The following is a 13,742-nucleotide window of genomic DNA, read 5'->3' as shown; positions in this document are numbered from 1 at the left end:
CTTGTCTCCGCTGCTCCCACGACGGGTGGGATGATAGGGTGAGGACCCCTCTCACCCCGAGGCGCACCCGCCATGGCCTGGAACCTGGAGATCCACCATATCGACGTCGGACAGGGCGACTCGACGTTGATCATCGCCCGAGACATCAACTTCTTCGGCAACGTCGTGCAGACGCAGGCCGCTCTCGTCGATGGTGGGACGTATGCCAAGGGGGTAGACGTCCACGACTACGTCACCAACACGGCCAACCTCAACCAGGTCGATGTCATCGTGGCAACGCACTACGATGCCGATCACTTCGGGGGGCTGCGACGCGTTCTCGGCAACGGCACTGCTGTGTACGACAACGCCCTCATCTTCGATCAGGGCGAGCCCGGGCAGATCAGTGTGAAGAGTTCCCGAGGCCAGACCGGCTTCGTTCAGCACATCAGCAACCGGGAGCAGGACTACACGGCGTACCTGACCGCCATCAACAGCCGGGGGGCTCGAAATCGGGTCACCGCCAACGTGAGTTGTGCTCCCCCGAGCACCCATATGACGGCGCTGGCGGGTTGGCGGCAGCCGAACTGGCTCCTGGGCGAGGAGCTGCTCTGGCACGGCGCCGTGCCTCCGGTCGGTGCGCCCACCATCACCTGCATCGCCGCCAATCAGTACGTCGATGGCGTCGTGGGAGGTCCCTTCACGTCGGGCATGGCCGTGGATCCCAAGAACGAAAAGAGCCTCGCCCTGCTCGTCGAGTTCAACAACTTCCGGTACTACCTGGGAGGAGACATCGAGTCCACGCAGGAGACCCGGATCGCCCAGCGGATAAACCCCGCCAACAACGCCCAGGGACGGGTGCTGGCCATGAAGGTCAGCCATCACGGCAGCGATCGCTCGACGGCGGCGACCTTCGTCAACCGGCTCCGGCCGAGCGCGGCGTTCATCTCCTGTGGCTTCGACAACACCCACCATCATCCAAGGCCGACGGTGCTCCAGAACCTGCAGAACTGCGCGACCCTCCAGCACTATTACCTGACGGCCGATCGCAACAATCAGGCATTCAGGACGCGGGTGGGCAAGAACGGACCGCCCGCGGTCGCCCCCAATCTCGCGGGGGCCTACACCGCCAAGGCGGTCGTCGCGGGCTGCTGGGGTGGCCTGTATGACGCCGGCCCCGGGGTACGTGAGGGGAACATCATTCTCTCCGTCACCACCGCGCAGTCCCTGCAGCCCGTCACGGGGGCGATCCCCATGGGGACCCACCGCTTCCGGGTGACCTGCGAGTCGGCCAACTGCGCCAACCACCAGAACGTCCAGAACGATCACGACTGAGGGGCCCGCGGAGACGGGCATGGCACCTCACCCCATCAAGGTCTACCAGGGAAGCTTCTCGGGCTCCTTGTCGGGCTGCTCGAAGAAGGCCAGCACGGCCTCCGCGAGGTCGGGCGCCTCGGCCCGTGACAACCGCTCCAAGTCTGCTGCCGTCAGCTCGTCGCCATCGAGGGACCGAATTTACCGCAAGTGAACAGTCGGTTAGCGTGCCGAGACGCGTCGCCGCGGTCGCCGGTGTGCCTTTCCCGGCCGTGCTCCGGTGGGCCAGAATGCGCGTGTCCCAGACCCATGGGGGCTCGGGTTTCATCGGCAGGTTCAGATGCGAGAGCGGTGCATTCTGGGACGGAGCTGGGTGTTGTGGCTGGTGGGCGTCACCCTGGTGAGCGGTAGGACCGCGTGGGCCGTGCCTTCAGGCGGAGGGGAGGGGGACGTCGCGCCGAGAATCCGCGGGCTGTTTGCCGCTCTGCACGATCCCAACCACGAGGTGACGGCCAGGGCCCTTGAGCATCTGGTCGAAGTCTCTCTTGCAGCACAAGAATTGCTCCGTACGCCAATACGCCGTGAGGGCGCTGGGGGTGCTGGGAGTCACAGCCCGTTCGCAGATTCCCGCAATGACCAACCTTCTGCGGGATGGGTGTTCTAATGCTCGTGAGGAAGCCGTGCAAGCGCTAGGGGCAGTGGGGGCGGCCTCTGGCGTGCGCCTTCCTGGTGTCATCCCACTTCTGCGGGATGAAACCCCATACGTCCGGATCCTCGCGGTGGAGGCCTTGGGGCGAACGAGGAGCGTGGCGGACAGCACACTGACTCCCCTGCTCGTGGAGGAGCTACGGCCTGGGGATGGAGAAGCCCCCCGTACGGTCCTGGAGGCACTGTCGAGAATGGGAGCTGCCGCCACCGTGCATGCTCCTGCGATTGCCAGGCTTTTGCAGGATAAGGATTGGAAGGTTCGCATCAATGCAGCGGGAGCGCTGGGCGCGATGGGGGCGGGAGCCAGCGCACAGGCCCCCCGGTTGATTGACCTCTTGCGCGATGAACGGGACCGCAAAGTCATTTCGAAGGCCAGGGAGGCGCTGAGACAAATGTGCCCGGCGATCAGCGCGCAAACTCCCGAAATCGTCAAACTCCTACGGAGTGATGTGTGGTTCGTTCGCTCGGGCGCGGTATCCTTGCTAGGGTGTATGGGTGTTGAGGCGCGCCCCCAGATTCCTCTCATCGCGAACCTCTTGCAGGACAGAGATCCGAATGTCCGTGGGAGTGCAGCGCTTGTGCTGGGTGGGATGGGAGCAGCAGCCAACGCGCAGATTCCAGCCATTGCCAGTCTCTTACAAGACAAAACGACACGTCATACAGCGGCGATTGCGTTGGGGAAGCTGGGTACAGCGGCAAGCGCGCAGGCACCTCGGCTCGTCGAGTTCCTGCGGGATGAGGATGCGGATCTCCGCAAAAGCGCGACGGGCGCACTGTTGAAGCTGGTTGCGCCTGATCTCAGAGTGGTTGCTGGAGTGCTTGCGGTAGCTCCCGACACGTCGAGCACTGAACGCCATGTCTTGCTGGCGTTGGCCCACGCCGCAGGGGGTGGCGAGCCCACGGCGGAGCGTGTCCTCCAGTGGTTGGGTCGGCCTCCCGAAGAAGTTCCCTCACACCTCGGGCTCGAAGATGCGCGAGCGACCCTGCAGGCTTTCGCGGAGTTCTGGCCGAAGACCGAACTGCATCCGACCTTGAGGCGGGAGTTGGCGAGGCAGGTTGCCGAGGTGACGGGCCTCGTCCGTGGCCGTGGGAGGGCTCGGATCTCGAGCTGCTCGAGCTTCATGCGAACAACCTCGGCGCGCTCTACCCGACCCATGCCGAGAGCGTCCGCACGGTCATTGCGTCCATCGAGCATTGGCGAATCCTGAAGACCTTCGGTTGGAGCTGGGCCGCTCATGTGGGCTTCTGGTTTCTGCTCCTCTTCTTCTACCCGCGCTATCCGCAGGTCCAGGCGTTCTTCTTCTGGAACCCGTGGGTGCGTCGGATCTCCGGCTTCGGTTACGTGGGCTTGTTGCTGACCTGGGTGCCCTTCCTGCGCCACCGCCTCCTATCACCCTTCAGCCGGCTGCTGCTCGCCGAGGCTCAGCTCGAGCGCTTCTCCGCCACCACCTACTTCGATGGCTCCGAGTTCCTCCTTCCTGGCTCGGGCCGGAGTGAGCCCCTCCTCCGTGTCCTTCCCAGCCTGCGAGGTCAGGTCGTCCTGGAAGGTGCCTCGGGGCTCGGCAAGTCGATGTTCCTCAAGTACCTCCTCTCGCGCTCGAAGCGCCTGACAGTGTACCTGTCGGCGGAGCGCTGCAAGGATGGGGTCCTTGAGGCCATCCAGGCGAAGTTGGAGGGCCAGGCGAAGGATGCCTCCTTCCTGCGGAGCCTCATCTACAGCGGGGCGCTCGACATCTACATCGACGGGCTCAACGAGGTGACGGCCGACACGCGGGCCCGCATCGTCCAGTTCGTCGAGCGCAACGTCCACGGCAACATCCTCCTCACCACGCAGCCCATCGAGTGGACGGCGCCCGCGACGGCGAGCCGGTACGTGCTCCAGCCGCTCTCGGACGAGCAGATCGCCCGCTTCCTGGAGAGCCGTGAGCCATTGCTGGGGGAGAAGGCTCCCGTGCGCGGTCAGCCGTATCTCCTGGCCTGCCAACGCTTCGTGGCCGAGGCCCTCTCCGCCGAGCAGCCCGTGGAGTTGCGCCAGGCCCACAGCGAGGTGCTCTCCAACCCCATGGACCTGACGGTGGTGGCGCAGATGCTGTCCGAGGAGCGGCAGCCGGATCTGTTCCGCCTGCGGCAGCAGCAATACGAGCTGATGGCGAAGGACTATCGCGACATCCACCAGGACGACTTCCCGCTCAAGGCCTTCTCCGAGGAAGCTTACGAGATGCGGTGCAACGACCGGGGTGTCCTCCCGGAGGAGAAGTTCGGCCGAGAGCTGCTGCGGATGGAGGCCGCCAAGATGGTGCTGCGCCATCAATGGCGGAGCCCAGATGGCAAGGAGCAGCGAGAGTGGCGCTTCCGCCACGACAAGATTCAAGAGTTCTTCATCGCCCAGACCTTCCTGGGGAAGGACAGTCGGCGCGCCAGCAAGCATCTGGAGGACTCGCGCTTCCGCGGCGTCTACCTGCTGCTGGCGCTGCTGTTGGAGCCGGAGCAGGCGCAGGCCCTGCGAGACAAGCTGGTGGAGTACGCTGCAAAGACTCGCGACCACTCGGTAAGCGATGACTTCGTCACCCTGCTCAAGAAGCGGCAGGGCGCGGAGAAGGCCCGGGGCAACCGCTCGAGGGGCGTTGCGTAGAGATGTGAAGTTGTGGGGCTCTCACGCCAGGGCCAAGCTCGGCACGTCCACCTCCGCCCAGCGCAGCCGCTGTTGCAGCGATTGCGCCTGATACGCCTGCTGCGCATCCTCGGGCCCTTGTGCGGGCAGGGCCCATCTTCTTTCCAACAATCGCCCCCCCGGTGGCGCACCACCTTCAGCAGCCGCTCCACCTCGCTTTGTGTGGACGGCGGCAACGGCTCGAAGCGCACGCCACCCTCCCTCGGCACGAAAACACCGTCCGGAACCAGCGAGTGGAAGTGCGGCGTCACCTGCAAGGCCGCGAAAGGACTCCGCTTCCCGGAAAGCTGTACGTCGCTACTTCCCAATCAGCGGGATCGCGACAATCGAGCCGCTCCACAACAAGATCTTCGCCCGTCCCGACAATCGTTTGCGTGGCTTGCTGGCGGGTTGTTCGAGGGATTGGTCTGACATGAGCGTGGGATGGGATGGCGAGGGGACACGCTACCGCACCCGGTCGATGCGGTATTTGCGCCCCTTGATCCGCCCATCGCGCAGCCGCTGGAGCGCCACGCCCACGAGGCGCTTGGAGACGGCGACGTAGGCGTGATGGTCGTGGATCTCGATCTTCCCGATGTCGGCGGCATTCAGTCCGCCGGCCTCGCCCGTCAGGGCCCCGAGGATGTCGCCCGGCCGCATCTTGTCCTTGCGTCCGGCGGAGATGGAGAGCGTCTCCCAGGCCGCCTCGAGCGACTCCCCACCCGTCTCGTCCGCCGGGGGCAGCGTCTCCGCGCTCGCGCGCTCCAGCTTCACGCCGGTGGCCTGCTCGATGGTCTCCACCTTGCGCTCGTCTCGCGGGGTGGCGAGGGAGATGGCCAATCCCCTCCTCCCCGCGCGCCCCGTACGGCCAATGCGATGCACGTAGGGCTCGGGCTGTGAGGGCAGATCGAAGTTGACCACCGCATCGAGCGCCTCGACGTCGATGCCGCGGCCCGCCACGTCCGTCGCGATGAGGACCCGGGTGCTGCGATTGCGGAACTTGGCCATCACGTCGTCCCGCTCGCTCTGCTCCATGTCTCCCTGGAGCCCGTCCGCCCCCACCCCGGCCGCGCTCAAGGCCCGCGTCAGCTCGACGACCGTCGCCTTGAGGTTGCAGAACACGATGGCCGAGGCCGGTTGGTACCGCCGCAGGATGCGCAGCAGCAGCGCTGTCTTCTCCTCGGGCTCGCAGACGTAGCAGAGCTGTTGGATGTCGGGCGCCGCCTCGGCGGCCTCGGCGATCGTCACGCGCGTGGGCTGCTTCTGGAAGGCACGGCTCAGCGCCTCGATGTCCGGCGGGAACGTCGCCGAGAAGAGCACCGTCTGCCGCGTGGGCGGCGTCTGACCGAGGATGCGCTCCATGTCCTCCCGGAAGCCCATGTCGAGCATCCGATCGGCCTCATCGAGCACCACCGTGACGAGCCGCCGCGTCTCGAGCGACTCGCGCTGGAGCAGGTCCAGGATACGGCCCGGGGTCCCGACGGCGACGTGGGCTCCCTTCTCGAGCGCGGCCACCTGGGGCCGGACGGGCTGGCCTCCCGCGAGCACGAGGACCTGGAGGCCTGGCAATCTCCGGCCCAGCCGGCGGAGCTCCCCAGCCACCTGGGCACAGAGCTCGCGCGTCGGGCAGAGCACGAGCGCCTGGAGCCGCCGGTCCTGGAGCCGGATCTTCTGCAGCAAGGGCAGCGCGAAGGCCGCCGTCTTCCCACTCCCCGTCTTCGCCTGGCCCACGAGATCCCGGCCCTGCAACAGCACCGGAATGCTCTGCGCCTGGATCGGTGTGGCGGTCTGGAAGTCCAGCTCCTCGAGGACTTGCAGCAGCGGCGGTGAGAGCGGGAGCGAGGCGAAGTTCATCAGACGCCTCTACCTCAATCCGACGCTGGCGCCATCGGTTAATGTCGGGTCCCATGCCTGGATCCTTCACGGACCTCGTTGAGCTGCTCCATGGCTCCGACGAGGCGATCGAGCCGATGCTGAAGCGCGCGGACTTCGGGAGCTTCGTGGCCAGCAGGGATCTTCCTCCGCTGCGCGCGCGCCTCCTGAGGCTCGAGCGCGAGAAGGGCATCACGGACCTCCATCGGTGGGTGTCCGAGAAGGTCCTGGAGACAGGGGCGCCACTCGTGGAGACTCCGCGCTACACGGGCCGCCAGCGCTCATTCGCGCTCAGTCCCCGCGGGCAATATCTGGCCATCACGAGCGCGCGCGTCGACCCCTTCTTCGGTGGCGAGCTGCGCATCTGGGAGTTGGCGACGGGTCGCGTGGTCGATGTCCACGGATTCGACGAGGGCGTGGGAGGCAGGAGAGAGCCCTCCTGCGTTCAGTGGTCCCCTTCGGGACAGTGGGTGGGCACCGTCTTCAAGGACGTCGAGGTCGGCGTGGTGCGAGCCTTTTCCGAGGGTCGCCCGTCATTCACCGTCGACGTCACCCGGCGCTGGGTCTCGCCCCCTCCCTGGGCCGACAATCGCCCCGAGGGCGCGGAGAAGAGAGGCCACCTCCCCGCCTGGTGCTGGTCGCCCGACGAGACGCACCTGTTCGTCTCCACGCCCGGGCCCGGGCCCGATGGGGCACTCGGCTGCATCGTCCCGTTCCGGGAAGGTGCCACGCTCAACGAGGACAGCGAGGACGTCCGCTGGTGTCCAGCGCGGCCAGACGCCGCGAATGCGCCCCTGAAGCCACATACGTGGATACGCTGGAGTCAGGATGGCTCCCGGGTCTACGGCTATCGCTGTCCCCGAATGGGCGATTGGGATGACAAGGCGAACGAATACACGAGGATCGGCTCCGCGTCGGCAATCGACACCGGGAGCGGAGCGCTCCGCTTCCACACCGGGGGAGTGACGTTGCCCGTCGCGTTCTCGCCCGACGGGTCTCGTCTGGTCCATGGCAGCGAACGGCTCGAGCTCATCGACGGGCACACCGGCCAACACATCGCCACGCTCAGCCAGCAACTCGCCGAGAAGGATCCCACGTTCAGCGAATTCGTCTGGTCTCCCGACGGGAGGCGGCTGGCCGTGATCATGGATGACTATTCCCACCCGAGGGTCTGCGTCTTCGAGGAGGAGAAGCTCCTGTGCCGCCTGGAGTTCGAGGTGAGCCCAGCAACACCAGGCACACTCGAAGACATACGTCGCTGGGCATGGTCCCCCGATGGCTCCATGGGAGCGTGCCTGACCCGTGATGGAGGAGTCGAGCTGTGGGCCATCGGACCCGCCCCTCGGTGGATTCGCAGGCTCCCGGGCGCCGGTGACCTCGAGGGGCTGGTCTGGGGAGCGGACGACACGCTCGTGGGCATCGGTCTCTCCACGCTTGCGTTCTGGAGCACGACGAGCGGAGAGCTGCGAGCCCACGCCTCATTCGACCTCGAAGCGGGCCGCGTACCGCCCCCGGCGTCCTGGTACCCCTCGCCGGAGGAACCCGGGCGGTTCCTCCCGACGGAACGAGGTTGGGCCTTCACGCGTGTGGACCCGGACGGCACCGTGTTCTGTCCCCCCGAGCAGCGGGAGCAGCTCGAGCCCCGGCTGATGTTCTCGGTCGCCGGGCGATATGCATGGCCCTGGCGCTGGGCTGTCGGGACGCGGCACACGCGATTCGAGGAGAGGGCTCCGGGTGCCGCGAACGGCGCATCCGGCAAGGAGGTCCGTTACACGCATGACCACAGCCTCTACCGGGCCCACCCGGTGCTCACAGGAGACATCCGCCGCGACAGCCTCACGCCTTACGTCGGGCAGCGGGTGCTGGTGTACATGGGATACCACGGCGAGGTCACCGACCTCGCGACCTTGCTGGCGGTCACCAAGAAGGGGTTCCGCATCCGCACCGAAGGCCATGTCGGACCGCGTCCCGAGGAGCTCCTCCCCTTCTCATTGCTCTATTGGATCGGTCCAGCCGTGCCGCTCGAGAAGCCCGAGCACCTCGATTGAAGCGCGGCCGCGCCTGTCTGCAACCCGGGAGGTGACCGGGTATGATGGGGCCATGAGCCCTGCTCGTCGCGGCCAGCGGGTGGGCCGAGGCCCCGCTCCGGTGCAATGGGCCGCTGCGTTCGGGCCGGGGCCCCCGTGCCCGGAGGGAGCGCGAGGCACCCTTGCACTCCGGGGCAGACGCCTCTACCGGTAGTGGGGAGGCGAAAAGGGGGAGGTCTCACGTGAGACGCGTCATCCTGGTAGGTGTGGCCCTGGCGGCCTGTACCACGGCCGGCGCCGCGTCCGCGCGGCCGGAAGAGCCCGTCGCCTTCTCCGCCACGCAGATCGTGCGCATGCCCGAGGGGGAGCTCGAGCGCAGCCAGCTCTACGTGAGCAACGGCCGGAGGCGCATGGAGACGCGGATGTTCTGGGTCTCACGGCTCCCAGGACAAGAAGTCCACGTGGCGGTGTCGCTGAGGTTGCAGGGGCTCTACCGGAAGACGCTCCTGGATTCCGAGGACCGGACGGCCATGGATGTGGATGACCCCTGGACGATGCCCTGGCCCGACTGCGTCCGGTGGCTGGTCGTGCGTGGCGAGAGCCCCTGCATCGGCCGGCCGGAGCTCGCATGCGAGCGGTTGGGCACCGAGCGCGTGGACGGCCACTCCACCCAGCGGTGGCGCGTGGTGCCCACGGATCCCCAACGGCAATGGGCGGCGGTGACGGTGTGGGTCGCCCCCGCGCTGGGCGGCTTCATCCTGCGCACGGAGGAGCCCACGGGCCTGCGGACCGAGCTCACCGACATCCACCTGGGCCCGCAGCCCGAGTCGCTCTTCCAGATTCCCGCCGGCTACCAGCGGGTGAGCGGCTCGCCGCCAGAAGCGAGCGGCCCCCCGCGGTGAAGGCCTGGAGGCTACCTCCCGGTGTCCTCACATCGGGCGCGGGTGGACTCCTCCTCCCGGGCTGAGGCCCTGTCCAGGGGGCCGGGCCGCCGGGAGGGTGGTGGGGCAGCGGCCCCTCGATAGGAGAGCCCATGCGCGCATGGAACGTGATACCGGTGTTGCTCGCCGCCAGCCTGGTCCTGGGTGGACAGGCACGGGCGGACTTTCTCTCCATCCCGGAGCCCTCCGCCGGTGAGCGGGCCTATGCCCGGGGACTGCTCGCGGCCCTGGAGGACGCCGATGACGAGGTGGTGGGCTGGGCCCTGCTGTCTCTGGCGTCGGGCGACCTGAACTCCGGCTTCCTGAACGAAGAGCGCTTCCCGGGCGTCCGGGAGCGGCTCGTGGACTTCCTTCGGACCCCTCGTGCGGCCCAGGCCCTGCGGGCTCGGGAGGGGGCTCTGCACAAGGCGCTCCTCGTCACCCAGGCGAACCTGGGCGAGGGCTCTCCGGACACGGCGCGAGCCCTCGTCGGCCTGCTGGGGGTGGAGCGGGACCATCGGCTTCGTTTCGAGGAGGAGAGGGCGCTGGTGAACATGGGCGAGGCCGCCCGGGAACAGATTCCCCACCTCGTCGAGATGATGATGAATCTGAAGGGAGGCGACTTCGGGGACATCTCGTCCTCGGCGACGTTTGTCCTGCGCATGCTGGGCAGGGCCCTTCCGGAGGAGGTGCTCCGAGAGATGGGCCCGCTGCTGGAGGACCCGGCTCCGCGGGTCCGTTCGAATGCGTTGAATGTCCTGGAATCCATGGGCAAGGCAGCCCGGCCGCTGAGGCCCCGGTTGCTCGAGCTGCTGAGGGACCCGGACTCCTCGGTTCGCCTGTCGGCGAAGGCGGCCCTGGAGCGTATGCGCGAGACCCCCTGGGAGCGCCAGGAGGCGGAGGTGGAGAGGGAGCGGGCCTCCCGGGAGCGCGCCGACCGGGCGTTGAAGGTCCGCATGGAAGCTCTGGAGCGGGAGCATCCAGAGTCCTTCGAGTCCACGAAGCAGGTCGAGCGACAACGGTGGGAGTCCCGCGTGCGCGCGTGGACCACGTTGACGGTGCTCCGCTTGAGGGATCCGGACTCGCGGGTCCGTGCCCAGGCGCTGCACACATGGGTGGACCAATCGGAGCGCATCCCGGAGTTCCTGGGAGAGGAGCACACGAAGCGGTTGATTCCCCTCGCCGCCGAGCTGCTGGCGGACCCTGACGGGAAGCTCCGTGCGGCGGCGGCGAGGGCCCTGGGGAATCTGGGCGCCCAGGAGTACATCCCCCGGCTCGCCATGCTGCTGCAGGACCCGGATCCGGATGCGCGGGGGTTCGCCGTCCAGGCCCTGGGGAATCTGGGCGCCCGGGAGTATGCCTCCAGCCTCATCCCCCTCGTCTTCGTCTCCGGCAGCAACTCGATGGAATGGTATGCCCTCGTCGACATGAGCCCCCTGAAGCCCCGGGACGTCGCGCTCCTGGTCACGGTGCAGAGTGACAATCCCGCCGAGCGCTCCCTGTGGTTGGCACGGGCGCATGGTCTGGGCGGAGGCGAGCCCCTGGCGGAGCGCGCGCTGCGGTGGCTCGGGAGGAGGGACTCCGCGCAGCTGCCCTCGGCCGAGGAGCTCACCCCCGAGGAGGCGAGGGCCACCCTGCGCGACTTCGCCACGCTCTGGCCCCAGGCCGAGCAGTTCCCCATGCTGGCCGACGAACTGGCGCAGCGGATCGCCCAGGTGGCGATGCTCGGGCGGGGCCGGTGGCAGGCGAGCGACCGCGCGCTGCTCAAGCAGCACGAGAAGAACCTGCGCGGCTCCCAGCCCCAGCATGCGGCGAGCGTGCGCGCCGCCCTCGACTCGATTCCCCGGAGGTGGCCCCGGACGGTGGCGTGGAGCTGGGGGGCGCACGCCGGCTTCTGGCTGCTGCTCGTCCTCGTCTATCCACGCTCGACGAAGGTGCAGGCGGTGTTCTTCTGGAACCCGTGGGTGCGCCGGCTACTGGGCCTGGGGTACGTGGGGGTGCTGCTCACGTGGGTGCCGTTCTTGAGGCGGCGGCTGCTGGCGCCCTTCCAGCGGCTGCTGGTGGCGGACGCGGACCTGGGGCGCTTCTCTCCGGAGGCCTACTTCGAGCGCTCCGAGGTGCGCATGGTGGCCACGGGACAGCGAGAGCCCCTGCCGCGGGCCATTCCCCGGGTGCGCGGGCTGGTCGTGCTGGAAGGGGCCTCGGGGCTGGGCAAGTCGATGTTCATCCGCTACCTGCTGAGCACTTCGAAGCAGCTCGCGGTGTATCTGCCAGCGGAGCGGTGCAAGGGGGGCGTGCTCGAGGCCATCCAGGCGAAGCTGGAGGGGATGGCGGGGGACAGCGGCTTCCTGCAAAGCATCATCTACAGCGGGGCGTTGGACCTCTACGTCGACGGGCTCAACGAGGTGTCGGCGGACACGCGGTCGCGAATCGTGGGGTTCGTGGAGCCGAGGTTCCACGGCAACATCCTGCTGGCGACGCAGCGGATGGAGTGGACGCCGCCGGCCACGGCGCGGGTGTACGAGTTGCAGCCGCTCACCGAGGAGCAGGTGCGCGACTTCCTCTTCAGCCGCGAGCCCCTGCTGACGGAGCGCGCTCGGCTGCGCGGCGAGGCGTACCGGAAGGCCTGTGAGCATTTCCTGACGCTGGCGCTCACCCCCGAGCAGCCCGAGGAGCTGCGCCGGGAAATGCTGGAGGTGCTCAGCAACCCCATGGACCTCACGCTGGTGGCGCAGATGCTGGCGGAGGGACATGCGCCCGACCTGTTCCACCTGCAGGAGCAGCAGTACGAGCTGATGGCGCGGGACTACCAGGAGAAGAACCTGACGGAGTTCCCGCTGAAGGCCTTCTCGGAGGAGGCCTACCAGATGAGGTTGCAGGTCCGGAGCGCCATCCCGGAGAAGGACTTCGGCAAGGAATTGCTGAGGATGGAGGCCCACAAGATGGTGGTGCGCCGGCAGTGGCGGCGTCCGGACGGAGAAGAGGGGCGCGAGTGGCACTTCCGTCACGACAAGCTGTGGGACTTCTTCATCGCCCAGACGTTCCTGGGGAAGAACAACGAGCGCATCCTCGAGCACCTGGATGATCCGCGCTTCCGGGGCGTCTACCTCCTGCTGGCGAGGCTGCTGGAGCCGGAGCGAGCCCGGGAACTGCGCGCCCTCCTGGTGTCGCACGCGGCCGAGACGCGCGACCACACCGTCAGCGACGAATTCCTCAAACAGTTCCGGGCGAGGCGCCGCGTCGAGGAGGCCCGCGCTCCGAATCCGGGCCATCCGGAGCCGGGAGGGGAACCCATCGCCGGACAGGAGACACCATGAGCAGCCGCACTGTGATGGCGCTGGTGCTCGCCGCGAGCGTGGCGCTCGGGGGGCTGGCGCGAGCGGCCCCGGCGTCCTCCCAGGGCACGCCGCAGCTCACCCCCGCCGAGAGGGCCTTCTTCCAGGGAATGTTCGCGGGCCTGGAGGACGCCGACGACGAGGTGGTGGCCTGGGTCCTGATGACGCTGTGCGGGTCCATGGACGCCCTTCCCGAGTACCGCGAGCGGCTCCATGCCTTCCTCCTGACGCCCCGCCTGCAGCGGGCCCTACGCAGTCCCGGCTCGAGTCTCGGGAGGTCCGCCCTCATCACCCAGGCCACCCTGGGAGAGGCCCCTCCGGACACGGCCCGGTTCCTCGTCGATCTGCTGGCGGTGGAGGGGCAGCAGCCGAGAATCCGCGAGAGGGCGAAGTGGGCCCTGGTGAAGATGGGCGAGGCGGCTCATGCACAGGTTCCCCGCATCGCCGCGCTGCTGAACCACCAGGACGTGGATGTCAGTGAGGCGGCGGGGGAGGTGCTGGGGGCGATGGGCGGGGTTGCACGGGAGGCGGCTCCCCGCGTCGTCGACCTGCTGAAGGAGCCGGAGCGGAGTGAGTGGACGGATCCAGTGCTGCTGCCCACGTTGGCGGCGCGGACGCTGCGGTCCATGGGCGAGGCCGCCCGGGAGCAGGTTCCCCGCATCGCCGCGATGCTGAAGGATCCGGACCCCCGGCGCCGTGCGGCAGCGGCGCAGGCCCTGGGGTTCATGGGCACCACCGCCCGGGAGCAGGCGCCCCTCCTCGTCGACCGGCTGCTGAAGGATCCGTCCGCGGATGTGCGCCAATCGGCGGCGCAGGCCCTGAGGAACATGGGCGAGGCCGCCCGGGAGCAGGCGCCCGTCCTCGTCGACCGGCTGCTGAAGGATCCGTCCGCGGATGTGCGCCAGACGGCGGCGCTGGCCCTGGGGTTCATGGGCGA

General features: G+C 68.1%; 8 protein-coding genes. 7 read left to right on the top strand and 1 reads right to left on the bottom strand.

Annotated features, from left to right (window positions below; all coding sequences use genetic code 11):
* The first annotated feature begins 72 nt into the window (after positions 1-72).
* The 3 genes from Q664_RS41230 to Q664_RS60315 all read left to right on the top strand — a co-directional run bounded on the left by Q664_RS41230 (position 73) and on the right by Q664_RS60315 (position 4,633).
* Positions 73-1,314 carry a ComEC/Rec2 family competence protein gene (locus tag Q664_RS41230; RefSeq protein WP_043409353.1) on the top strand — a complete coding sequence of 414 codons (1,242 nt, stop codon included), beginning with the start codon at positions 73-75 and terminating at the stop codon, positions 1,312-1,314.
* A gap of 500 nt (positions 1,315-1,814) precedes the next feature.
* On the top strand, positions 1,815-3,209 hold the full coding sequence (locus tag Q664_RS63070) for a HEAT repeat domain-containing protein (RefSeq protein WP_084610779.1): 1,395 nt from the start codon (positions 1,815-1,817) through the stop codon (positions 3,207-3,209).
* A 29-nt stretch (positions 3,210-3,238) separates the two neighbouring features.
* Positions 3,239-4,633 (top strand): NACHT domain-containing protein, encoded by a 1,395-nt coding sequence (locus tag Q664_RS60315; protein ID WP_052519314.1) that lies wholly within the window; start codon positions 3,239-3,241, stop codon positions 4,631-4,633.
* A gap of 483 nt (positions 4,634-5,116) precedes the next feature.
* On the opposite strand, the gene dbpA is transcribed toward Q664_RS60315, so the two are convergent.
* A complete protein-coding gene (dbpA, locus tag Q664_RS41220; RefSeq protein WP_043409350.1) occupies positions 5,117-6,505 on the bottom strand; it encodes an ATP-dependent RNA helicase DbpA in 1,389 nt (462 codons plus the stop codon).
* 53 nt (positions 6,506-6,558) lie between these two features.
* Between dbpA and Q664_RS41215 the strand changes: the two genes are divergently transcribed.
* The 4 genes from Q664_RS41215 to Q664_RS41200 form a co-directional block, all read left to right on the top strand.
* Positions 6,559-8,571: a WD40 repeat domain-containing protein gene (locus tag Q664_RS41215; RefSeq protein ID WP_235217080.1), complete on the top strand. Its 2,013-nt coding sequence runs from the start codon at positions 6,559-6,561 to the stop codon at positions 8,569-8,571.
* Positions 8,572-8,792: 221 nt separating this feature from the next.
* Positions 8,793-9,452, top strand: coding sequence for a hypothetical protein (locus tag Q664_RS53355; protein WP_152622634.1), 660 nt, complete (start codon positions 8,793-8,795; stop codon positions 9,450-9,452).
* A gap of 131 nt (positions 9,453-9,583) precedes the next feature.
* Positions 9,584-12,787 carry a HEAT repeat domain-containing protein gene (locus tag Q664_RS53350; protein WP_052519312.1) on the top strand — a complete coding sequence of 1,068 codons (3,204 nt, stop codon included), beginning with the start codon at positions 9,584-9,586 and terminating at the stop codon, positions 12,785-12,787.
* On the top strand, positions 12,784-13,742 hold a 959-nt coding region (locus Q664_RS41200; RefSeq protein WP_200883843.1), incomplete at its 3' end, for a HEAT repeat domain-containing protein. The genes Q664_RS53350 and Q664_RS41200, both read left to right, overlap by 4 nt.

This window comes from Archangium violaceum Cb vi76 (genome assembly GCF_000733295.1).
GTDB classification, from domain to species: Bacteria; Myxococcota; Myxococcia; order Myxococcales; family Myxococcaceae; genus Archangium; species Archangium violaceum.
Note: the sequence above shows the minus strand (reverse complement) of the source record. Positions and strands in the feature narration are given on the sequence as shown.